This is a genomic window from Nocardioides sp. Root151 (assembly GCF_001427925.1).
GTDB lineage: Bacteria > Actinomycetota > Actinomycetes > Propionibacteriales > Nocardioidaceae > Nocardioides.
In genome coordinates this window covers 620,613-642,649 of sequence record NZ_LMGG01000004.1, presented here as the reverse complement: position 1 = coordinate 642,649, position 22,037 = coordinate 620,613, and the positions used below count along the sequence as shown (strand labels likewise).

Below are 22,037 nucleotides of genomic sequence, written 5' to 3'. Positions count from 1 at the left end.
TTACGGGCGGGGGCCGTCGCGCTGGTCGATGTCGACGTCGGCGATGCAGGACCGGTCGCCGTCCTTCTCGACCTCCACGTCGACCACGCCGTAGCTCTCGGCGAGGCCACCGTCGTCGCTCCAGATGGTCAGTACGAAGGAGCCCTCGGCCTCGCCCTCGACGTCGGAGGCCTCGACGTGGATCTCCGGGTCGTCGGTGCCGGCCTCGTCCTTGCCGGCGTCGACGAACTCCTCGACCTTCTCGCGCTGCTCGTCGGTCGGCGCATCGCAGAGCAGGTCGATGCCGGCGTCGACGTCGATGTCCTCGCCGGCCTCGACCGCGGCGTCCGCGACGTCCTGGACGGACTCCGCTCCCCCGCGGTTGACCGCCCAGACGACGGCCGCCGTGCCGAACAGGATCACCAGGATGCCCGCGAGCACGAAGGCGATCTTGCGGTTGTTCGGCGGCGTGGGTGAGGGGCTCACGTTGTGGCTCATGCCCGCATTCTCACCCGCGCCGCCCCTGTTCACACCTCAGGCGCACCTCACACGTTGCGGCGGTACTGGCCGCCCACCTCGAAGAACGCCTCGGTCACCTGCTGGAGCGAGCACACCCGAGCGGCGTCCATCAGCACGGCGAAGACGTTCTCGCCGCCGATGGCGGCCTCCTTCAACCGGGCGATGGCCCGGTCGGCCTCGCTGCGGTGCGTGTCCTGGAAGGCGTGCACGCGGTCGAGCTGCGACTTCTTCTCCGCCTCGGTCGCGCGGGCCAGCTCGACGGTGTGGTCCTCCTCGCCCGCACTCTCGGGGCGACGGAACGTGTTGACGCCGATGATCGGCAGCGAGCCGTCGTGCTTGCGGTGCTCGTAGAGCATCGACTCGTCCTGGATGCGGCCACGCTGGTAGCCGGTCTCCATGGCGCCGAGCACACCGCCGCGCTCGTTGATGCGGTCGAACTCGGCCAGCACCGCCGCCTCGACCAGGTCGGTGAGCTCGTCGATGATGAAGGAGCCCTGGAGCTGGTTCTCGTTCATCGAGAGGCCCCACTCCTTGTTGATGATCATCTGGATCGCCAGGGCCCGGCGCACGGACTCCTCGCTCGGCGTGGTGACCGCCTCGTCGAACGCGTTGGTGTGCAGCGAGTTGGCGTTGTCGTTGATCGCGATGAGCGCCTGGAGCGTCGTACGGATGTCGTTGAAGTCCATCTCCTGCGCGTGGAGCGAACGACCCGAGGTCTGCACGTGGTACTTCAGCTTCTGCGAGCGCTCGTTGGCGCCGTACTTCTCCTTCATCGCGACCGCCCAGATGCGTCGGGCGACGCGGCCGATCACGGAGTACTCCGGGTCCATGCCGTTGGAGAAGAAGAACGACAGGTTCGGCGCGAAGTCGTCGATGTCCATGCCACGCGCGAGGTAGGCCTCGACGTAGGTGAAGCCGTTGGCCAGCGTGAACGCGAGCTGGCTGATCGGGTTCGCCCCGGCCTCGGCGATGTGGTAGCCGGAGATGGAGACCGAGTAGAAGTTGCGGACCTGGTTCTGGATGAACCACTCCTGGATGTCGGCCATCATGCGCAGGCTGAACTCGGTGGAGAACAGGCAGGTGTTCTGGCCCTGGTCCTCCTTGAGGATGTCGGCCTGCACGGTGCCGCGCACGTTGGCGAGGGCGTACGCCGCGAGCATGGCGCGCTCGTCGTCGTTGGGCGCGCGGCCCTCCTTCTCGTGGAACGCGTCGACCTGCTGGTCGATGACCGTGTTGAGGAAGAACGCCAGCACCGTCGGCGCCGGACCGTTGATCGTCATGCTGACGCTGGTGGACGGGGCGACCAGGTCGAAGCCGCCGTACAGCACCTTCATGTCGTCGAGGGTGGCGACCGAGACACCGGAGGTGCCGACCTTGCCGTAGACGTCGGGGCGCAGGTCCGGGTCGCGGCCGTAGAGGGTCACCGAGTCGAACGCGGTGGACAGGCGGGTGGCCTCGCCCTCGTGGCTGAGGATCTTGAACCGGCGGTTGGTGCGGGCCGGGTCGCCCTCGCCGGCGAACATGCGTGCCGGGTCTTCTCCGTCACGCTTGAACGGGAAGACGCCCGCGGTGAAGGGGTAGTAGCCGGGCAGGTTCTCCTTGCGCCAGTAGCGCACCAGCTCACCGTGGTCGTCGAACTTCGGCAGCGAGACCCGCGGGATCTTGTTGCCCGACAGCGACTCCTTGGTCAGGCGGGTGTGGATCTCCTTGTCGCGAACCTTGACGACCTGCTCGTCGCCGGAGTAGGACTCCACGACCTTGGGCCAGTTCTCGATCTGGTCGGCGACCTCGTGGGGCAGCTGCTTGCGTGCGCTCGCGAGCAGTTCGGGCACACCGCCCGCCTCGGCCTTCGCCTCGGCCAGCGCTGCCTGGACGGCCTCGACCTGCTGCACCTTGCGCGCTGCGGCGACGAGGTCCTCGGTCTCGGCGTGGTACTTGCGGACGGTCTCGGTGATCTCGGCCAGGTAGCGCACCCGCTGGGTCGGCACGACCTGGGCGATGCCCGAGGAGTGGCGTACGTCGACCCGCGGCAGCACGCCCTCGGCGACCGGGAGCCCGAGCTCGCCGAGCGAGGCCAGGAGGTGCTGGTAGAGCGCGGTGACGCCGTCGTCGTTGAACGTGGCGGCACTGGTGCCGAAGACCGGCATGTCCTCCGGCTTCTTGCCGAACGCCTCCTTGTTGCGGACCAGCTGGCGGCCGACGTCGCGCAGGGCGTCCATCGCCCCGCGGCGCTCGAACTTGTTGATCGCGACGGTGTCGGCGAAGTCGAGCATGTCGATCTTCTCGAGCTGGGAGGCGGCACCGAACTCGGGCGTCATGACGTACATGGAGGTGTCGACGAAGGGCAGGATGCCCGCGTCGCCCTGGCCGATGCCGGGGGTCTCGACGACGACGAGGTCGAACCCGGCGGCCTTCACGACCGCGATCACGTCGGCGAGGCCTTCAGGGATCTCGTGACTCCCGCGGGTGGCCAGCGAGCGGAACATCGTGCGCTCGCCGTCGAGCGAGTTCATCCGGATACGGTCACCGAGCAGGGCGCCACCGCCGCGCCGACGGGTCGGGTCGACCGCGATCACGGCGACCCGCAGCTTGTCCTCCTGGTCGACCCGGAACCGACGTACGAGCTCGTCGGTGAGGCTGGACTTGCCGGAACCACCGGTGCCGGTGATGCCCAGCACGGGTGCGGTGCGCGCGTTCGCGGCGTCCTGAAGTGCGGAGAGGACGTCGGCCGGCAGCTCGCCGAGCTCGGCACCGGTCAGCGCACGGGCCACGGCGAAGCGGTCGCCGGCGATGACGGCGTCGGCGGTGACCGCGCTGTCCTTCCAGAGGTCGATGTCGCACTCGCGGATCATCTGGTTGATCATGCCGACGAGGCCGAGGCGCTGGCCGTCCTCGGGCGAGAAGATGACGACGCCGCTCTTCTTCAGGCGGGCGATCTCCTCGGGGACGATGACGCCGCCGCCCCCGCCGAAGACCTTGATGTGGCCGGCGCCGCGCTCGCGCAGCGACTCGACGAGGTATTCGAAGTACTCGACGTGGCCGCCCTGGTACGACGACACGGCGACACCCTGCACGTCTTCCTCGATCGCGGCCTCGACGACCTCCTGGACCGACCGGTTGTGGCCGAGGTGGATGACCTCCGCGCCCTGGCTCTGGAGGATCCGCCGCATGATGTTGATCGATGCGTCGTGCCCGTCGAAGAGGCTCGAGGCGGTGACGAACCGAACCGGGTTCACGGGCTTGTGGAGTTCGGGCTTGTGGAGGTCGGTCGAAGTGCTCACGTTTCGGCTCCAGAACAGAGATAGTTGGACGTCCTAGTTAAATAGTAGGACGTCCTAGGAATTGTGCAAAGCCACCGTGGCACGGCTCACACGAGGGCACTCAGCAGAGTCGTCCCAGCTCGGTGTGCGCCTCCACCAGCGACGGGCCGTACCAGGTGAGCAGTCGTCCGCTGACCAGTCGGGTCGTCGCGTCGGCGAAGGCCTCGGGTCCGTCGTCCGCGGTGAAGACGTAGGGCTCGTCGGGCAGGAGCACGAGGTCTGGCGTGCGCCCTTCGATGTCGGCCACCGTGACGGACGGGTAGCGGTCGGCGTGGTCGTCGTACACGTTGACCAGGCCCAGGCGGCGCATCACGTCGCCGGTGAAGGTGTGCGACCCGACCACCATCCACGGGTCGCGCCAGATCGCCACGGCCGCGGTCGCCACCGCCTCCGGCACCTCGCGCCCCCACAGCCGCCGCGCCTCCACGAGCCAGTCCGGCACGTCGAGCGCCAGCGCCTCCGCGAACAGGCGCTCCATGCTGTCGAGTGCCTGCGGCACGGACTCGGTGACGGTCACCCACACTGCGATGCCGCGCTCGCGGAGCCGGCGTACGTCGAGCTCGCGGTTCTCCTCCTTGTTGGCGATCACCAGGTCGGGCTCGAGCTTCGCGATGGCGTCGAGGTTGGGGTTCTTGGTGCCGCGCACGCGGGCGACGTCCAGGTCCGCCGGGTGGGTGCACCAGTCGGTGGCGCCGACGAGCACGCCGGGTGCCGACGTGGCCAGGGCCTCGGTGAGTGACGGGACCAGCGAGACCACACGCCGCGCGGGCCTTGGGAGGGGGACCTCGTGGTCCAGGTCGTCGAGTAGGGGCGACATGGACGTGAGACTAGTGGCCGGCGTCTAGGCTTCGGCGGTGCCGTTCGTCGTGGACCTCGTCGGGGTCGCCTGCCTGGTCGCCCTGCTGACGGTGGCGTTCCTGCACCCGCGCGGTCGCCACGAGCTGCTCGCGGGGGTGGCCTGCGCTGGCGCCGTGCTGGCCGTCGGTGCCGTGTCGTTCGCCGAGGTCGGCGACCAGGTCCGGACCCTGTTGCCGGTCGTGCTGTTCCTCGCGGCGATCCTCGTGGTCGCGGAGCTGTGCGCGGCCGAGGGCCTCTTCGCGGCGGTGGGCCAGCGGGTTCGCCGAGCAGGCCGGGGCAGCCCGCGCAGGCTCGTGGTGCTGACGTTCGTGGTGGCGTCGGCGGTCACGGCCGTCCTCAGCCTGGACGCGACCGTCGTGCTGCTGACTCCGGTCATCGCAGCCGCGGCCACCGGCACCGGTGCACAGCGAGCAGGCATGCACGCGTGCGTCCGGCTGGCCAACTCTGCCTCGCTGCTGCTGCCGGTCTCGAACCTGACGAACCTGCTGGCACTCCCCCACCTGGACCTCTCGTTCTCCACCTGGGTGCTGCTGATGGCACCGGTGTGGGTCGTCGTGATCCTGGTCGAGTACGCCGGTGTGCTCCTGGTCTTCCCGGAGGCCCGGCGGCGCCGTTCGTCTTCCGGGGTGGTGCCGGACCCGGCCGAGCCTCTTCGGATGCCGCTGGTTCCGCTGGTCACGGTCGTCGCGATGCTCGCCGGCTTCGCCGCGGGATCGGCCATCGACGTCGACCCGTTCTGGGTGGCCGGCGCCGCTGCAGTCGTGCTTGTCGTGCACGCACTCTCACGGCGTGCCACGCGCGCGATGGCCGTCGTACAAGCCGCGCATCTGCCGTTCGTGGTCTTCGTGCTGTGCCTGGGCGTGGTCGTCCTCGCGGTCACGGACTCCTTCCTGGGTGAGGCGGTGGCCGGCCTCATCCCGTCGAGCGACGGCCTCGTCTCCCTGCTTTTGGTCGCCGTCCTCGCCACGGCCTTGGCGAACCTGGTCAACAACCTGCCCGCCACGTTGCTGCTGGTCCCGTTGGTCGCGCCGCTCGGCCCGGTGGCCGTGCTGGCGGCACTGATCGGGCTCGACGTCGGCTCGGGGCTCACCTACCCCGGATCGTTGGCCAACCTGTTGTGGCGGCGTACGTTGCGACGGCATGGGTCGTCCGTGGACACCCGGCTCTTCCACCTCCATGCCGCGGTCGTGACGCCGGTCGCCGTACTCGTGGGCACGACGGTGCTCTGGGCCTGGGCGGCCGGGACAGGTCTGGCCTGAGGCCTCGCTCAGCGCGGCTTGCCGACTGCAGCGCGGATCTCGTCGGTGGCGTCCCAGTCGTTGACGTGCATGCCCGCCACGACCAGCCCGTCGCGGATCCAGAAGGCGCGGTAGGTGCCGGAGGCGGGGTCGCCCTCGAACTCCACGGACGTGTAGCCGTCGGGGCCGACGCTGCCGACGTACTCCATGCCGAGGTCGTACTGATCGGTGAAGAAGTAGGGCAGCCGGTCGTAGTCGACGTCCTCGCCGAGCAGGACGCGGGCCGCGTGCCGGCCCTGGTGGATCGCGGTGTCCCAGTGCTCGACGCGGATCCGCCTGCCCAGCGTCGGGTGCAACTGGTTGGCGACGTCGCCGGCCGCGAAGACCCGCGGGTCGGAGCTGCGCAGGTCCTGGCCGACCAGGATGCCGTTGTCGACCGAGAGGCCCGCGGCCCTGGCCAGGTCGTCGACGGGCTCGACCCCGATGCCGACCACGATCAGGTCGGAACCGATCGCCTCGCCGTCGGCCAGGTGCACCGTGCCGTCGGCGTCGATGCTCGTGACGCTGGCCGACAGGCGGAGGTCGACACCGTGGGAGCGGTGCAGGTCGGCGAAGTGCCCGGCCACCTCGGGGCCGAGGACTCGAAGCAGGGGCAGCTCGAGCGACTCGACGATCGTGACCTCCGTGCCGGCCTCGCGAGCGGCGGCGGCGACCTCGAGCCCGATCCAGCCACCGCCGATGATGACGAGGCGGCGGCCCTCACCGAACGACGACTTGAGGGCGGCGCTGTCCTCGAAGGTACGCAGGTAGGCCACCGGCGCACCGCTCTCGTCGGCCATCGCAAGGTGACGGGGCCGGGATCCGGTCGCCAGGAGCAGGCGGTCGAACACCAGCCGCTCCTCCCCTGCCAGGACGGCGCCGGTGTCGAGGTCGAGCGCGTCGACGGCCGTCGCCGTACGCAGGTCGACGTCGTGGTCGGCGTACCACTCCTTGGCGTGGACGATGGCCGAGTCGGGTTCGTCCTTGCCGAGGAGAACACCCTTGGAGAGCGGCGGTCGTTCGTAGGGGAGGTGCGCCTCGTCGGCGAAGACGGTGAGCTCCCCGAGGTGCCCGCGGTCTCGCAGTTCGGCGGCTGCGTTCGCGGCAGCGAGGCCGCCCCCGACGATCACGATCTTCATGTCTTCTCCCTCGCTGGTCTGGTCAGGGTCAGGAACTCGGCCCGGCCTGACGGGTCCTCGCGCAACCTGCCGGACAGGGCGGACGTCACGGTGCGGGCCCCCGAGACGCGAGCACCGCGGAAGCTCATGCAGGTGTGTTCGGCTTCGATCACCACACCCACCCCCTTCGGCGACAGGGCACGCTGCAGGTGGTCGGCGACCTCCTGCGTCAGTCGTTCCTGAGTCTGGGCCCTGCGCGCATGGAACTCAACGAGTCTGGCGAACTTCGAGAGGCCCAGGATCCGGTCACCGGGCAGGTAGCCGACGTGTGCCACACCCCAGAAGGGAAGCATGTGGTGCTCGCACAGGGACTGGACCGGGATGTCCTGCACGAGCACGAGCTCGTCGTACCCCTGCTCGTTGGGGAACGTCGTGAGGTCGAAGTCGCGGGCCCTCAGCATCTCGAGATAGGCATCGGCCATACGACGTGGGGTGTCGAGCATGGCCGGGGTCTCGATGGGGAGCCCGAGGGCGGTGAGGAAGCGGGCGCAGGACTCCTCCACCGCCCTCGGGTCGATGTCGCCCCGGGCATGCGTGATGCGGGGACGCAGTGGGGTCGCCGTCATCGGCCGGTCGCCGAGTGCCGGGCGCGGGCAAGGAGGGCCAGGGCGAGGGCGCCGACCAGGAGGCCGAAGTCGCGGAGGGCCACGTCGTAGTACTCCCCCATGGTGAGCAGGTTGAGGATGATGCCGGCCAGCCAGGCCGCGACGAGCAGGGCACCGAACCGCGGCGCGAGGGCGACCGCGAGGCCGGCGACGATCTCGATGACACCGACCGCCAGCATGGCCTGGTGGGCGGATCCCGGCACGAGGTCGTTGATCCACGGAGCCAGGTAGTCCTCCCAGTCAGTGAGGAGACCGGCGAACTTGTCCAGCCCGAAGACGATCGGGGCGATGGTGAAGACGGTGCGGAGCAGGAAGAACGCCTGCTCCACCGGCGAGTTCGTGGCCCACTGCGAGGTGGGGGCGGGAGACTGCTGAGTGGTCATGGTGACCTCCGGTTTTCTAAAGTAGACTTTTCTCTACGTTAGACCTTCCGGGAGTGTAAGGTCAATGATCATCTCCTTTAGAAGGGCGCGATCGTGGTGGATCTGGCAGGACAGGCCTCGAGCATCGGTGCGCTCGCCGAGCCGGTACGCCGAGCGCTCTACGAGTACGTCGCCACGCAGGCCGATCCGGTCAGCCGGGAGCAGGCCGCGAGCGCGGTCGACGTACCGGCCCACACCGCGAAGTTCCACCTGGACAAGCTGGTCGACGAGGGGCTGCTGGAGACCGAGTTCCGCCGCCTGTCGGGTCGCACCGGTCCGGGGGCCGGACGGCCCAGCAAGCTCTACCAGCGCAGCGCCCGCGAGTTCGCGGTGTCGCTGCCCGAGCGCCACTACGACCTGGTCGGGCACATCCTCGCGTCGGCCGTCGAGCAGGCGGCGCGCGGCACGTCGCTCGACGAGGCGCTCAGCAGTGCCGCCACCGAGCACGGCCGCGTCGACGGCCAGTCCGCGGAGTCGGGAGTCGAGGACCCACTCGACCGACTTGCCGAGACCCTGTCCGGACGCGGCTACGAGGCCCGCCGCGAGGACGACACCGTCACGCTGGCCAACTGCCCGTTCGACAGCCTGGCCAAGCAGCACACCGAGCTCGTGTGCGGCCTCAACCGTGACTACGTGCAGGGTGTGGCCGACGGCCTCGGTTGCACCGGCGTCGAGGCCTGCCTCGAACCCGAGGACGGCCTCTGCTGCGTGAAGTCCCACCGTCGCTGACGAACCGGATCGCGATCGATTGCGTCCTACCCGTGAAGGGACTCTCCCTCACTCACGGAAGGACCGCACCATGAAGATCATGATCCGCGCCGCGGCTGCCGCGGCAGCGCTCTGCTGTCTTGCACCGGCCTGTCTCGCGCTGACCGCGCCCACCCAGGCCGCGCCCACCCAGGCCGCGCCCACCCAGGCCGCACCGGCCCCGGCCGCCTCGTCGCAGACCACTCCGGCCTGCACCAACGCCGACCTGCACGTCGACTATCGCTACAGCGACAGTGGGGCCGGCAGCAGCTACGGCTGGATCCGCGTCACCAACGTGTCGCGCCACGCCTGCCGTACCGGCGGCTACGGCGGCGTCTCGTACGTCGGGGACGGTGACGGCACGCAGATCGGGCACGCGGCGATCCGGGTGAACCGGGCAGCCGTGCGCCAGTACGTCGTACGCCCCGGCCAGAGGCTGGTCAGCTCACTGCAGATGGTCAGGGCCGGCAACTACTCGAAGTCGACCTGTCGCCCGGCCCGCGTGGACGGCTTCCGGGTCTACGTGCCGAACGCCTACCGCTCGCAGTTCGTCGCGCACCGCACGACCGGCTGCCGCAACACAGCTGTCCACCTGTTGTGGCAGCGGCCGTACCACCGCCCCTGAGCCCCACCGGCGCCGAGAGTCCCGACTGTCGGCGCACTCGGGCATGCTGGTCGCATGCAGCTCGCACGAGTGATCGCCACGTCGGCGGCGGTGGCCGCGACCCGGTCCCGCAACGAGAAGGTGGCCGCCCTGTCCGACACGCTCCGTGAGGCCGTGGAGTCGGGCGCGCCGGTCGAGGTGGTCACCGACTACCTCGCCGGGGTGCTCCCCCAGCGCCGCATCGGAGTCGGCTGGCGGGGCATGGCGAAGCTGCCCGAGCCGGCCGAGTCGCCGTCGCTCCTCGTCACCGAGGTCGACGCCGCCCTGACCGCGATCGGCGTGCTCTCCGGGCAGGGGTCGACGGCCCAGCGCAGCGCTGCGGTCGCCGAGCTCTTCGGCCGGGCGACCGCCGATGAGCAGGCCTGGTTGCGCGGGCTGATCACCGGAGAGATGCGCCAGGGCGCGGGTGACGGCGTGATGCTGAAGGCGATCGCGGTCGCCGCCGAGGTCGACGAGCTGGCCGTGCGCCGGGCGGTGATGCTGGCCGGGTTCGCCGGACCGGTGGCCGCGGCAGCGCTCACCGGCGGAAGCGCGGCCCTCGACGAGGTGCTCCTCGAGGTCGGTCGCCCGCTGCGTCCGATGCTGGCCGCGTCGGCGCCCGACATCGCCTCGGCGCTCGCCGACGGTGTCGAGGTGGCCCTCGACTCCAAGCTCGACGGCATCCGCATCCAGGCGCATCTCGACCACGGCACCGTGCGCCTGTTCACCCGCACCCTCGACGACGTCACCGACCGACTGCCCGAGGTGGTCGAGGCGGTGGCCGCTCTCTCGGCCGACACGGCAGTGCTCGACGGCGAGGTGATCGCGGAGGCCGACGGCCGCCCCCAGCCGTTCCAGGTCACCGGCTCCCGCACCATGAGCAGCGCCGACCCCGATCGCGTGCGCACCGAGATCCCGCTGTCGACGTACTTCTTCGACCTCCTGCACCTCGACGGCCGCGACCTCGTCGACGTGCCGGCGCTCGAGCGCTGGAGCCTGCTCTCGGAGGTCGCGCCGGCCCACGTCGTCCCCCGTCTGCTGACCTCCGACGTCACCGAGGCCGAACAGTTCTTCGCCGACCGGCTCACCGCCGGACACGAGGGCGTCGTGGTCAAGGCCCCGCAGGCGCCGTACGCCGCCGGCCGTCGCGGTGCCGGTTGGGTGAAGGTCAAGCCGCGGCACACGCTCGACCTGGTCGTGCTGGCCGTCGAGTGGGGCAGCGGGCGGCGACGCGGCTGGCTGTCCAACATCCACCTCGGTGCGCGTGATGCCGAGACGGGTGAGCTGGTGATGCCGGGCAAGACCTTGGGGGGAACGGTTACACATCCCGGTTGGGTCCCCGTCGGAAAAACGTTCAAGGGGATGACGGATGAAATGCTCGCGTGGCAGACCGAGCGGTTCCGCGAGCTCCAGGTCGCCGACGACGGCTGGGTCGTGACCGTGCGACCCGAGCAAGTTGTCGAGATCGCGTTCGACGGCGTGCAAAGGTCAACGCGCTACCCCGGAGGTGTAGCCCTACGGTTCGCACGTGTTGTCCGTTACCGCAACGACAAGTCCGCGAGCGAAGCGGACACGATCGCGGCTGTCCAGTCCTATCTACCCGCGCGCTAGAGCGACGAGGTCTCCCGCTATCTGCGACAGCTGCTCCCCAGGCTCAATGGTGAGGTCACCAGTAACCCGCCAGCCATGATTTCCCCACTCAGCCTGGTCCCTCCGCACCGTGATCGTGAGCCCGACATGCCCGTAGTCGTGCCGGGCTTCGATCTTGAGGTCCCCTTCAAGCGACTCCCATGTCCGCGTACCCAGCCAGCCTCGCCAGGCATCGGCCAAGTCGGCGAAGAAGTTGGCGAGGTCGTCAAAGCCAGACGCGTAGTTGTGCACTACCGAGCGACTCGCCGAAAGTCCCTCCAGGTCGAGAGTTGCGACGAGCGAGTCGGGCGCTCCCACAGAAGGTTCTGGCACGAGCGTTAGACATTCGGTTGCGGTGCCAATCAGTACGTTGGGCATGAAGCCCATCATCACCGAGCCGCCAGCTTGTGCTTCAGCGGCTTACGCTTGAGATCGGCGCTTCCGGGATGAGGGGCCCGGTCATCACGGGTGTGTACCGCGGATGGGCCGAGCAGCCGACCGCGTTGATCCGCGGCCGGTTGCCCGGCTTCAACTCTCAGGCAAGGAGTCGATCTCGTCCCACGCCCATCCCTTGAGGGCGCCCGCGATTTGAGGGACATCGAGGAATCCCTCTGCAACATCCGTGGTCAACGACACTAGTTCGTCCTGGTTCGCGTGAAAGCCGTAACCGTTCAGTTTGAGGAACACGATCATGGCGGCCGCGGCTGTGCGCTTGTTACCGTCCACAAACGCATGGTTCCTCGCGATGGAGTGCATCATCGCGGCTGCCTTGTCACACAGGTCAACGTAAGCGTCCTCGCCGCCCACCGTTGTTTGAGGACGCAGCACGGCGGCCTCCAGACGACCGAAGTCGACCAAGTTTCCTGGTCCCGCCTCGGCCTCGTTGATCTTTTGCACCTCTGAAACGGTTAGGTATCGCACGCTACTTCGCCAATCTGTCAAGAGCCTCACGGTAGTCGGCCTGCGTCTTGGACAGTGCGGCGTCAAAGGCGTCCCTACGCCCCTCACCGGCAAGGAAGTCGTGAACCAAGTCGACGACGATTTGGTTCATGCTCTCGCCAGTAAGAGCGCAGTGCACCTTCAGCATCCGGTGGTCCTCAACAGGTAGCCGAACCGTGAACTCGCGGATTTCGTCTGCCATGTCCATGTGCTCCGTTCCGCCGCGCGCAGTTTCATTTCGTTTTTGATTGATGAGTGGGCGAGTTTCGTCGTAGGTGTCTTTGTCAGATGGGTAGTGGTCGTTGATTTCAGTTTGTGTAGGTTTCTTGTAATGCGGCGTGCCACCATGGTGGCACGCAACCAAGGTGGCACGCAAGGCAATCAGTCACGTCCGCAAAAGACGTTCAAGGGGATGACCGACGAGATGCTCACCTGGCAGACCGAGCGGTTCCTCGAGCTCGAGACGCACCGCGAGGGACACGTCGTGTTCGTGCGGCCGGAGCAGGTCGTGGAGATCGCCTTCGACGGCGTGCAGAGATCGTCGCGCTACCCCGGTGGTGTGGCCCTGCGGTTCGCGCGGGTGTTGCGCTACCGCGACGACAAGCCGGTCGGCGAGATCGACACGGTCGAGCAGGTGCGCGGGCTCCTCTGAGTCACGCGTCGGGCTCGGCGGGGGTCTCCTTGCCGTCACGCTCGTCGCGGTTGGCCCACTCCCGCAAGACCTCGATGTCGAAGACGTGGTCGTCGATGTCGGCGTGCAGGTCGCCGATCTCCGCGAAGCGCGCGGGCATCGTCTGGATGGTGAAGTCGTTGGGCTCGACCTCGTCGATCTCGTCCCACGTCACCGGGGCCGAGACGCGGGCCTCCGGCACACCGCGCACGGAGTATGCCGCGGCGATCGTGTGGTCGCGGGCGTTCTGGTTGTAGTCGACGAAGAGGTGGTGCGGGTCGCGGTCCTTGCGCCACCACGTGGTGGTCACGTCGTCGGGCATCCGGCGCTCGACCTCGCGTGCGAAGGCCAACGCTGCCCGGCGTACCTCCTTGTGACCGTGGTCGGGACGGATCCGCACGTAGACGTGCAGGCCGGACCCGCCGCTGGTCTTCGGGAACCCGGTGGCACCGAGCTCATCGAGGATCTCGTGCGCCACCCCGGCCACCCGCTGCACCTGCGGCCAGTCCGACAGCGGACCGGGATCGAGGTCGATGCGCCACTCGTCGGGCTGCTCGGTGTCCTCGCGGCGACTGTTCCACGGGTGGAACTCGACGGTCGACATCTGCACCGCCCAGATCACGTGGGCCAGCTCGGTCACGCAGAGCTCGTCGGCGGTCCGGTTCCACCGCGGGAAGTGCAGCTGCACGGTCTCGATCCAGGGCGGTGCTCCCTGCGGGATCCGCTTCTGGTGCACCTTGTCGCCGGCCAGGCCCTTGGGGAAGCGGTGCAGCATGCACGGTCGTTCGAAGAGGGCGTTGACGATGCCCGGGCCGACGGCGAGGTAGTACTCCACCAGGTCGAGCTTGGTCGCGCCGAGCTCCGGGAAGTAGACGCGCTCGGGGTTGCTGACCCGCACGAGGCGATCGTCGACCTCGAGCTCGACTGCGGGCGATGAGGAGGCCATGCCCACAACGTATCGTCCGACGGTGCGCGGGAGGCGCAGGACGCAGGGCTCAGCTGCGCCGGAGCAGGGCCAGGAACATCGCGTCGGTCTGGTGCCTGTGCGGCCACAGCTGCACGGTCCCCGGCATCGGCCCGTCGACGTCGTCGAGGTGCACGCCCGGCACCGATCCGAGGATCGCGGGGGCGTCGAGAAGCTCGACGTCGTCGCGGGTGGCGAGCAGGTGCTCCACCACCTCACGGGTCTCGGCCATCACCGGCGAGCACGTGACGTAGCCGACCACTCCCCCGGCGCGCGTGGCGATGACCGCCTGCTCGAGCAAGGCCCGCTGCAGCGGCACCAGCCCGGCGACGTCTTCCGGCGTGCGCCGCCAGCGGGACTCCGGGCGTCGGCGCAGGGCACCCAGGCCCGAGCACGGCACGTCGACCAGCACCCGGTCGAACGTGCCCGGAGCCCAGGCCGGTCGGGTTCCGTCGGCGACCACGATGCCGGCCATGCCCGCTCCGACCCGGGCGGTGGCGCGGCGCACCAGGCCGGCCCGGTGCTCCTGTCGCTCCGAGGCCAGCAGTCGGGCACCGCGGCCGGTGGCCAGCGCGGCCACCAGGGCGGACTTGCCACCCGGTCCGGCGCACGCGTCGAGCCAGCGTTCGTCGCGACCCTCGATGGGAGCCGCGGCCCAGGCCAGCGCCACTGCCTGGGAGCCCTCGTCCTGGACGCCGGCGCGGCCCTGCGCCACGGCTTCGACGGCTCCGGGGTCGCCACCGGGCAGCGCGACGGCGTACGGCGTACGCCCGGTCGCCTCGCCACCGGCTTCGGTGAGCTCGTCGACGGTCACCAGACCGGGACGGGCCACCAGGGTCACCTTGGGTGACGCGTTGTCGGCGGCCAGCAGCGCGTCGAGCTCCTCGCGCCGTTTGCCCGCGGCGAGGGCGTGGCCGAGCTGCTCGACCACCCAGCGCGGGTGCGAGTGCGCGATCGTCGCGAAGCCGAGGGTGTCAGCGGGTGCGAGCAGGCGGATCCACTCGTCGAGGTCGTGCTCGGTGACGCGACGCAGCACGGCATTGGTGAACCCGGCAGGACCCTGACCCACGCGGGCGCGGACCAGGTCGACCGTGGTGCTGATCGCGGCGTGGGTCGGCACCCGCATCGACAGCAGCTGGTGGGTGCCGAGCCGCAGTGCGTCGAGCACCTTGGCCTCCACCTTCGGCCGGTCGAGACAGGCGCGGATGATCGCGTCGTAGGTGCCCTGCCGGCGGATCGTGCCGGAGACCAGCTCGGTCACGAACGCGGCGTCGCGGCCACTCAGGCCCTGCTCGGCCAGGACGTGCGGCAGCACCAGGTTGGTGTAGGCGTCCTCGAGTCGGACCAGCTTCAGCACGTCGTACGCAGCCGCCCGAGGCGGGTCGACCTTGGCCTTGGGTGCCGGGGGCCGACCGCCGGAGCTCGTGGTCGGACGCCGCGCACCACGTGCTGCACCGCCGCGGCGCGGGTCAGCCATCCGTGGACCGCTCGGCGAAGAACTCCCTGGCCAGCCGCTTGGGCGCTTTGGACGCCCAGGCGTCGGTGATGATCTCGGTCAGCTCGTCGAGGTCGATCTCGCCGAGGCGCGACTCCTGCACCAGCACCGCCCGGAAACCGTTGAAGTGGTCGACGGTGAAGAACGGCAGGCGTTCGTCGGCGACGAGGGCTTCCTTGTCCTCGAGCGTCGGGGTGTGGATCACCAGCAGGTCGTCGTACATCTCACCTGTTTCGGGATCGATCGCGGTCCTGTGCGGCATGCGGTGGAGCACGAAGCCCTTGCCCTTGTCGCCCTTGGGCACCTTGTACGTCGGGCGGTCGCCCCACGACGTGCCGAACTCGACCTCGGGCAGCGACAGGCAGATCGTCTCGATGTCCTCAGGTGTGGCCCCGCGCGTCATGGCAACGACGGTAGTCGCACTCACCCGTCACCGAAACGCGTGCCCGGCTCGAGGCGGACGCCGCGGGCCCAGTCGGCCGCGTTCATCTGCTTCTTCCCGAACGCCTTGACCTCGCCCAGCTTCACCGGGTCGGTGCCGGTGCCGACGTGCACGGAGTTCTTGCCGACAGCCAGCACGCCGGGGGCCAGCGGCTCGTGTTCGGTGTCGATGGTCACCGGGCCGATCTTGATCCGCTGCTCGTCGTGGGTCGACCAGGCACCCGGGCCGGGCGTGCAGGCCCGGACGCGGCGGTCGACGCGTACGGCGGGCTCGGTCCAGTCGACGGCGGCGTCGTCAACGAGGATCTTCGGCGCGATGCTGACGCCCTCGTCGGGCTGCTCGCGGGCCTCGAGCTGGCCGTCGGCGATGCCGTCGAGGGTGGCCACCAGCAGGCCCGCCCCGCCCTGGGCCAGCCGGCCGAGGAGGTCGCCGGCGGTGTCGGTCGGCCGGATGGTCTCGGTCATCACGCCGAAGACGGGTCCGGCGTCGAGCGCCTTGACGATGCGGAACGTGGTGGCCCCGGTCATCTCGTCGCCGGCCCAGATGGAGTGCTGCACCGGGGCTGCCCCGCGCCAGGCGGGCAGCAGCGAGAAGTGCAGGTTGATCCAGCCGTGCTCGGGGATGTCGAGGGCCGACTGCGGCAGGAGAGCGCCGTACGCCACGACGGGACAGCAGTGGGGTGCGAGGGCCTTCAGCTGCTCCTGGAAGTCGGGGTCGCGGGGGTGCTCCGGCTTGAGCACCGGGATGCCGAGCTCCTCGGCGCGCTGGGCGACGGGCGAGGCGACCAGCTTGCGCCCCCGGCCCGAGGGGGCGTCGGGGCGGGTGACCACGCCGACCAGCTCGTGGGGGCTGGCCGCGATCGCCTCGAGCGCGGGTACGGCGACCTCGGGGGTGCCGGCGAAGACGACCCGCATCAGAGACCGAACCCGTTCGTGGCGTGGGGCGAGACCTTGACCTTGGGCTTCTCGAGGCCGAACCAGTCGGACTCGCGGATCGTGCGCATGGCGTCCTTGCGGGCCTCGGTGTCGAGCTTGTCGATGAACAGCACGCCGTCGAGGTGGTCGGTCTCGTGCTGGATCGCGCGGGCCAGCAGCTCGGAGCCCTCGATCCTCACCGGCTCGCCGTGCATGTTGAACCCCGACGCCACCACCGACATCGCGCGTCGGCAGTCGTAGGTCAGCTCGGGCAGGGACAGGCAGCCCTCGGGGCCGAACTGGGTCTCCTCGGAGAGGTCGAGCACCGGGTTGACCAGGTGGCCGAGCTCGCCGTCGACGTTCCAGGTGAAGACGCGGACTCCCACACCGATCTGCGGTGCGGCCAGGCCAGCCCCCGGGGCCTCCAGCATGGTGTCGGTCAGGTCAGCGACGAGAGCGCGCAGTTCCTTGTCGAACGTGGTGACCTCGAGGGCGCGGCTGCGCAGGATCGGGTCACCGAAGAGTCGGATCGGCTGGATGGCCACGGTTCTCCTTGGTGGGTCGAGTGCGCGGGCAAGTGTAGACGTCTGCGGCCTGTGGGGGCATTCCCCCGGTGGGGGGCGACGTCAGAGGCCCGGTGGGTCGACGTGCACCCTCACGGCATCGAGCTTGCGGGCCGAGCGGAGCCGTTGCAGCTCACCGAGTGAATCACTGAGTGCGGGTCCGTGAATGCGCGGCACCCGCAGCACGGCCCGGAACTCCGGACTCTCCGGTGCCGTGTGGCCCGGAGCGGCCGGGACCTCGATCGGACCCAGCAGCTCGGCGCCCTCGGGCTTGCTCAGGAGGGTCAGGGCGTCGTCGAGGGCTCCGGCAGAGCCGGTGATCGTGGCCATCCGGCTGGCCGGCGGCAGGTGTGCGGAGCGCCGTTCCTCCATCTCGCGTCGGGCGAAGCCGCCCGGGTCCCACCGCACCAGTGCCTGGAGCGTCGGCTCGGCCGGGTCGCCGACCGCCACGACCTTCCCACCGGGCGCGGCGAGGGCTGCGGCGTTCATCCAGCGGCGCAGGGCCTCCTCGGCGGTGCGGAGGTCGAGGCGGGCCAGCACGAGCCAGGTGTCGAGCAGGATCACGGCGGCGTATCCCCCGTCGGCGACCGGTTCGGCCCCGGGTGTGGCGACCACGATCGCCGGCTTGGCGTCGACCCGGCTCAGCACCCGGTCTCCGCTGGAGCTGCGCACCACCGTGCGCGGGAAGGTGCGGCCGAGCTCCTCCGCCGTACGCGCGTCGCCACGCACCGGTGCCCGAAGGCCGCGGTGACCGCAGGTGGTGCAGGCGAAGTCGGGGTGGACCGTGCCGCACCAGGCGCAGGCGACGGCCTGCTCGCTGCTGGCCTGGCGCAGCGGGCCCGTGCAGCTGCTGCAGCGGGCCGGGGTGCGGCAGCGTTCGCAGGCCAGGGACGCCGCGTAGCCGGCCCGGGGAGCCTGGACCAGGACGGGTCCGTCGGCCAGGGCCGAGCGGATCGTGTCGAACGCGAGCGCCGGGAAGCGGGTGGCGCGGGCCATCGGGTCGCGTTCGAGCTCGCGGTCGGTGGCGCCGGTGACCGCGACCGTGAGGCCGTCGCGCAGCGCTTGGCGGGTCGGCAGGATCTCGGCCGCCCAGCCCGTGGTGAGGAGGTATTCGGCCTCGACGGTGCGGGCGAACCCGCCGACCAGGGCCGCGGCACCCTCAGCCTCGGCGCGCATCAGCAGCACCTCACGGGTGTGCGGGTAGGGCGCGCGGGGCTCGGCGTAGAGGTCGTCGCCGTCGTCCCAGATCACCAGCAGGCCGAGATCGTGGACCGGCGCGAAGACCGCTGCCCGGGTGCCGACCACGATGCGGCGGACGCCACGGGAGACGGAGAGGAAGTCGCGGTAGCGGGCGGCCGGCCCGCTGTCGGCGGTGAGCGTGACGTGATGACCGGTGCCGAGCACGGCCGTCAGGGCGGCGTCGACCCGGGCGACGTCCTTGCCGTCAGGCACGCAGATGATGCTGCCGCGGCCCGAGGCGTACGTCGCAGCAGCCGCGTGGGCGAGCCTCGTGGGCCAGTCGGTGCCCGGTGCGGCGGACCAGACGGCACGCGGGGAACGGCCGTCGGCCAGTGCCTCGACGAAGCCGGCACCGTGGGTGTCCGCGGACCAGGCCAGGCCGGCCTCGGCAGCGCCCTCGGGTCGGCGCACCGGTGCCGACTCCGACGACTCCTTCTCGGTGGTGGCGTGCCGTGGCGGCACCGCAAGTCGCAGCACGTCGGCGCGACTGCCCGCGTATCTCCGGGCGACCTGCTCGCTCAGCGCGGCGATCGCCGGGGCGAGCACCGGCTCCGCGCTGACCACGCGACGCAGCGGCTGGAGCCGGCCGGTGTGGTCGCTGCTGGCCACCCGGGCCACGACGAACGCGTCGACGTCCTGTCCGGCGAACCTGACCTTCACCCGGGCACCGGGCACGGCGGCGTCGGCCATCGCCGAGGGCACCGCGTAGTCGAAGGGCCGGTCGAGGTGGGCGAGCGGCAGGTCGACCAGCACCTGCGCGACCGGGTCGACGTCGGCGAACTCGATCGCCTTCTTGGCCGGGGCCTTGCCCTTGGCCCGCGCACGCACGAGTCCGGGCAACAGCTCGGGCTGCCCGGTGAGGTCGTCGTACGTCGGCTTGGTCATCGGGGCATTCCTACCAGTCGCGGCCGACAGGCCCCGTCGTACGCCGGGAGTTGGTCGGCGTACGGGCCGGGGGCGGGGCGAGGGTCGAGCCGACTCCCCACAGAAAACGCGCACTCCCCACGCGAAAACTCGCGTGGGGAGTGCAGGTTTCCCCGGTGCACCGGGGAATGCGACGAACGGATCAGCCGGAGACGGCGGCCTTGAGGGCATCGGCGCGGTCGGTGCGCTCCCAGGTGAACTCGGGGAGCTCGCGACCGAAGTGGCCGTAGGCAGCGGTCTTGGCGTAGATCGGGCGGAGCAGGTCGAGGTCGCGGATGATCGCGGCCGGGCGCAGGTCGAAGACCTGGAGCACGGCTTCCTGGATCTTCTCGTCCGGGACGGTGCCGGTGCCGAAGGTCTCGATGAAGACACCCACCGGGTGCGCCTTGCCGATGGCGTAGGCGACCTGTGCCTCGCACTGACGGGCCAGGCCCGCGGCGACGACGTTCTTGGCCACCCAGCGCATGGCGTACGCCGCGGAGCGGTCGACCTTCGACGGGTCCTTGCCGGAGAACGCGCCGCCACCGTGACGGGCCATGCCGCCGTAGGTGTCGACGATGATCTTGCGACCGGTCAGGCCGGCGTCACCCATCGGGCCACCGACCACGAACTTGCCGGTCGGGTTGACCAGCATGCGGTAGTCGTCGGAGGGGATGTCGAAGCCCTCGAGCACCGCGTCGATGACGTGCTTCTTGATGTCGCCCTCGAGCGTGGGGTGGTCGATCTCAGCGGAGTGCTGCGTGGAGAGCACCACCGTGTCGATGCGCACCGGACGGTTGTCGGCGTCGTACTCGATGGTGACCTGGGTCTTGCCGTCGGGACGCAGGTAGGGCAGCGTGCCGTCCTTGCGGACCTCGGAGAGCTTCTCCGAGAGGGTCTGCGCGATCTTGATCGGCAGCGGGAACAGCTCGGGGGTGTCGTCGTTGGCGTAGCCGAACATCAGGCCCTGGTCGCCGGCACCACGCTTGTCGAGGTCGTCGTCCGAGGAGCCGACCCGCGACTCGTGGCCGTCGTCGACACCGGCGGCGATGTCGACCGACTGGCCGCCGATCGCGACCTGGACGCCACAGGTGGTGCCGTCGAAGCCCTTGTCGGAGTGGTCGTAGCCGATCTCGAGGATCTTCTTGCGGACCAGCTCGGCGACCGGAGCGTAGGCGTTGGTGCGCACCTCACCGGCGACGACGACGAGGCCCGTGGTCAACAGGGTCTCGACGGCGACGCGGAGGTTCTCCTTGTCGGCGTCGTTCTCCATGAGGTAGTCAAGAACGGTGTCGCTGATCTGGTCAGCGATCTTGTCGGGGTGACCCTCGGTCACCGACTCCGACGTGAAAAGGCGTCCAGCCACAGTGGATCTCACTCCCGAATTGTTGGTGTGCTCTCAAAACGATAGTCCAGCGGTGGAGTTACGTGCTCGTGTCTCACCGCAATCTTGCCCTGACGGTCAGGTCAGTCGCCGTGCCACCTGGTCCCAGATGGCGTGGGCCAGGGCTCCCTTGGTGCCGCGTGGGACCTCGGTCGCCTCCCCCTCCCGGGACAGGATCACCGCTTCGTTGTCGGGGCTGCCGAACACGGCTCCCCCGCTGACGTCATTGACCACCAGCAGGTCGCAGCCCTTGCGGGCCAGCTTGGTGAGGGCGAGCTCACGCACCGTGCCGGTGTCGTCGCCGGTCTCGGCGGCGAAGCCGACGATCACCTGCGCCTCACGGGTCCGGTGGTGCGAGATCTCCTTGAGGATGTCGGGGTTCTGCTCCAGCTCGATGGCCGGCGCAGAGCCGTCGGCGGCCTTCTTGATCTTGTCGCTGCTGACGCTGGTCGGCCGGAAGTCGGCGGGCGCGGCCGCCATCACGACGGCGTCGGCGGACGCCGTGGCGCTCACCACCGCGTCGCGCAGCTCGGCCGTGGTCGACACGGGCACCACCTTGACTCCGGCCGGGTCGGGCAGCGTGACGTTGGCCGCGACCAGGGTCACCTCCGCGCCCCGGGCGGCGGCCGTGCGGGCGAGCGCGTAGCCCTGGAGGCCCGAGGAACGGTTGCCCAGGAAGCGCACGGGGTCGAGGTACTCGCGGGTGCCGCCGGCGGACACGACGACCTGCCGGCCGGTCAGGTCGGCGGGTACGGCGCCGCGCGCCAGCACGTCGGTGCAGAACTCGAAGATCTCGGCGGGCTCGGGGAGGCGCCCCTTGCCGGTGTCCTTGCCGGTGAGCCGGCCCTCGGCCGGCTCGATGACCAGGATGCCGCGGGACCGCAGGGTGGCGACGTTGGCGACCGTGGCCGGGTGCTCCCACATCTCGGTGTGCATCGCCGGGGCGAACACGATCGGGGAACGCGCGGTGAGCAACGTGTTGGTGAGCAGGTCGTCGGCGAGGCCGTGTGCCGCCTTGGCGATCAGGTCGGCGGTGGCCGGGGCGACCACGACGAGGTCTGCCGACTGCCCGATGCGGACGTGCGGCACCTGCTCGACGCCGGTCCAGACGTCGGTGGCCACCGGCTTGCCGGACAACGCCGCCCACGTCGGGGCACCGACGAACTCCAGGGCGGCGGCGGTGGGTACGACGGTGACGTCGTGGCCGGACTCGGTGAAGCGGCGCAGCAGCTCACATGCCTTGTAGGCCGCGATGCCGCCACTGACTCCGAGGACGACACGAGGCCGCTCCCGCACAGCGGAAGCGGCCACGTCGTGGTGCAAGGATTCCGTCATCGGAACTCCGGG

22 protein-coding genes are annotated in these 22,037 nt (G+C 70.0%); 5 read left to right on the top strand and 17 right to left on the bottom strand.

What is annotated here, in order from left to right; all coding sequences use genetic code 11:
• From ASD66_RS11605 to ASD66_RS11595, 3 genes are all read right to left on the bottom strand, one after another.
• Entirely contained in the window at positions 1-477 is a 477-nt protein-coding gene (locus ASD66_RS11605) for a hypothetical protein (RefSeq protein WP_056891011.1), read from the bottom strand.
• Positions 478-524: 47 nt separating this feature from the next.
• Positions 525-3,779 (bottom strand): fused isobutyryl-CoA mutase/GTPase IcmF, encoded by a 3,255-nt coding sequence (gene icmF, locus ASD66_RS11600; RefSeq protein WP_056891010.1) that lies wholly within the window; start codon positions 3,777-3,779, stop codon positions 525-527.
• Positions 3,780-3,879: 100 nt separating this feature from the next.
• Positions 3,880-4,635 carry a helical backbone metal receptor gene (locus ASD66_RS11595; RefSeq protein ID WP_056891009.1) on the bottom strand — a complete coding sequence of 252 codons (756 nt, stop codon included), beginning with the start codon at positions 4,633-4,635 and terminating at the stop codon, positions 3,880-3,882.
• 37 nt (positions 4,636-4,672) lie between these two features.
• On the opposite strand from ASD66_RS11595, the gene ASD66_RS11590 reads away from it, so the two are divergent.
• Positions 4,673-5,935 (top strand): SLC13 family permease, encoded by a 1,263-nt coding sequence (locus ASD66_RS11590; protein WP_056891008.1) that lies wholly within the window; start codon positions 4,673-4,675, stop codon positions 5,933-5,935.
• Between the two features lie 8 nt (positions 5,936-5,943).
• Here the strand turns inward: ASD66_RS11590 and ASD66_RS11585 are convergent, their stop codons facing one another.
• From ASD66_RS11585 to ASD66_RS11575, 3 genes are read right to left on the bottom strand one after another with little or no spacing between them, the layout of a single operon-like run.
• Positions 5,944-7,092, bottom strand: a complete 1,149-nt coding sequence (locus tag ASD66_RS11585) for an NAD(P)/FAD-dependent oxidoreductase (protein ID WP_056891007.1) — start codon at positions 7,090-7,092, stop codon at positions 5,944-5,946.
• Complete coding sequence (folE, locus tag ASD66_RS11580; RefSeq protein WP_056891006.1) at positions 7,089-7,697, bottom strand: GTP cyclohydrolase I; 609 nt, start codon at positions 7,695-7,697, stop codon at positions 7,089-7,091. The genes ASD66_RS11585 and folE overlap by 4 nt, the downstream gene beginning before the upstream one ends.
• Positions 7,694-8,119 carry a DoxX family membrane protein gene (locus ASD66_RS11575; protein WP_056891005.1) on the bottom strand — a complete coding sequence of 142 codons (426 nt, stop codon included), beginning with the start codon at positions 8,117-8,119 and terminating at the stop codon, positions 7,694-7,696. Before ASD66_RS11575 ends, folE begins: the two co-directional genes overlap by 4 nt.
• A 93-nt stretch (positions 8,120-8,212) precedes the next feature.
• On the opposite strand from ASD66_RS11575, the gene ASD66_RS11570 reads away from it, so the two are divergent.
• From ASD66_RS11570 to ASD66_RS11560, 3 genes are all read left to right on the top strand, one after another.
• A complete protein-coding gene (locus ASD66_RS11570) occupies positions 8,213-8,887 on the top strand; it encodes a helix-turn-helix transcriptional regulator (protein ID WP_235530056.1) in 675 nt (224 codons plus the stop codon).
• A gap of 70 nt (positions 8,888-8,957) precedes the next feature.
• On the top strand, positions 8,958-9,530 hold the full coding sequence (locus tag ASD66_RS11565) for a DUF4232 domain-containing protein (RefSeq protein WP_056677587.1): 573 nt from the start codon (positions 8,958-8,960) through the stop codon (positions 9,528-9,530).
• A gap of 54 nt (positions 9,531-9,584) precedes the next feature.
• Positions 9,585-11,159 (top strand): ATP-dependent DNA ligase, encoded by a 1,575-nt coding sequence (locus ASD66_RS11560; RefSeq protein ID WP_056891004.1) that lies wholly within the window; start codon positions 9,585-9,587, stop codon positions 11,157-11,159.
• Here the strand turns inward: ASD66_RS11560 and ASD66_RS11555 are convergent.
• From ASD66_RS11555 to ASD66_RS24720, 3 genes are all read right to left on the bottom strand, one after another.
• Positions 11,145-11,555: a DUF6228 family protein gene (locus ASD66_RS11555; RefSeq protein ID WP_056891446.1), complete on the bottom strand. Its 411-nt coding sequence runs from the start codon at positions 11,553-11,555 to the stop codon at positions 11,145-11,147. The genes ASD66_RS11560 and ASD66_RS11555 overlap by 15 nt on opposite strands.
• Positions 11,556-11,705: 150 nt before the next feature.
• Positions 11,706-12,098: a type II toxin-antitoxin system death-on-curing family toxin gene (locus tag ASD66_RS11550; protein ID WP_056891003.1), complete on the bottom strand. Its 393-nt coding sequence runs from the start codon at positions 12,096-12,098 to the stop codon at positions 11,706-11,708.
• A gap of 1 nt (position 12,099) precedes the next feature.
• Positions 12,100-12,492: a hypothetical protein gene (locus ASD66_RS24720; RefSeq protein ID WP_162254257.1), complete on the bottom strand. Its 393-nt coding sequence runs from the start codon at positions 12,490-12,492 to the stop codon at positions 12,100-12,102.
• A 36-nt stretch (positions 12,493-12,528) separates the two neighbouring features.
• Between ASD66_RS24720 and ASD66_RS11540 the strand changes: the two genes are divergently transcribed.
• Entirely contained in the window at positions 12,529-12,768 is a 240-nt protein-coding gene (locus tag ASD66_RS11540) for a hypothetical protein (RefSeq protein WP_321163502.1), read from the top strand.
• A gap of 1 nt (position 12,769) precedes the next feature.
• Here the strand turns inward: ASD66_RS11540 and ligD are convergent, their stop codons facing one another.
• The 8 genes from ligD to coaBC all read right to left on the bottom strand — a co-directional run bounded on the left by ligD (position 12,770) and on the right by coaBC (position 22,025).
• Positions 12,770-13,732: a non-homologous end-joining DNA ligase gene (ligD, locus tag ASD66_RS11535; protein ID WP_056891000.1), complete on the bottom strand. Its 963-nt coding sequence runs from the start codon at positions 13,730-13,732 to the stop codon at positions 12,770-12,772.
• Between the two features lie 49 nt (positions 13,733-13,781).
• Positions 13,782-15,227: an RsmB/NOP family class I SAM-dependent RNA methyltransferase gene (locus ASD66_RS11530; protein ID WP_056890999.1), complete on the bottom strand. Its 1,446-nt coding sequence runs from the start codon at positions 15,225-15,227 to the stop codon at positions 13,782-13,784.
• Positions 15,220-15,648 carry an MmcQ/YjbR family DNA-binding protein gene (locus ASD66_RS11525; RefSeq protein WP_056677568.1) on the bottom strand — a complete coding sequence of 143 codons (429 nt, stop codon included), beginning with the start codon at positions 15,646-15,648 and terminating at the stop codon, positions 15,220-15,222. Before ASD66_RS11525 ends, ASD66_RS11530 begins: the two co-directional genes overlap by 8 nt.
• A 20-nt stretch (positions 15,649-15,668) precedes the next feature.
• Positions 15,669-16,601: a methionyl-tRNA formyltransferase gene (gene fmt, locus ASD66_RS11520; protein WP_056890998.1), complete on the bottom strand. Its 933-nt coding sequence runs from the start codon at positions 16,599-16,601 to the stop codon at positions 15,669-15,671.
• Complete coding sequence (gene def / locus ASD66_RS11515) at positions 16,601-17,146, bottom strand: peptide deformylase (protein WP_056677561.1); 546 nt, start codon at positions 17,144-17,146, stop codon at positions 16,601-16,603. Before def ends, fmt begins: the two co-directional genes overlap by 1 nt.
• An 81-nt stretch (positions 17,147-17,227) precedes the next feature.
• Positions 17,228-19,288: a primosomal protein N' gene (locus tag ASD66_RS11510; RefSeq protein ID WP_056890997.1), complete on the bottom strand. Its 2,061-nt coding sequence runs from the start codon at positions 19,286-19,288 to the stop codon at positions 17,228-17,230.
• A 181-nt stretch (positions 19,289-19,469) separates the two neighbouring features.
• Positions 19,470-20,672, bottom strand: coding sequence for a methionine adenosyltransferase (gene metK / locus ASD66_RS11505; protein WP_056677555.1), 1,203 nt, complete (start codon positions 20,670-20,672; stop codon positions 19,470-19,472).
• A gap of 96 nt (positions 20,673-20,768) precedes the next feature.
• On the bottom strand, positions 20,769-22,025 hold the full coding sequence (gene coaBC / locus ASD66_RS11500) for a bifunctional phosphopantothenoylcysteine decarboxylase/phosphopantothenate--cysteine ligase CoaBC (RefSeq protein WP_056890996.1): 1,257 nt from the start codon (positions 22,023-22,025) through the stop codon (positions 20,769-20,771).
• Between the last annotated feature and the right edge of the window lie 12 nt (positions 22,026-22,037).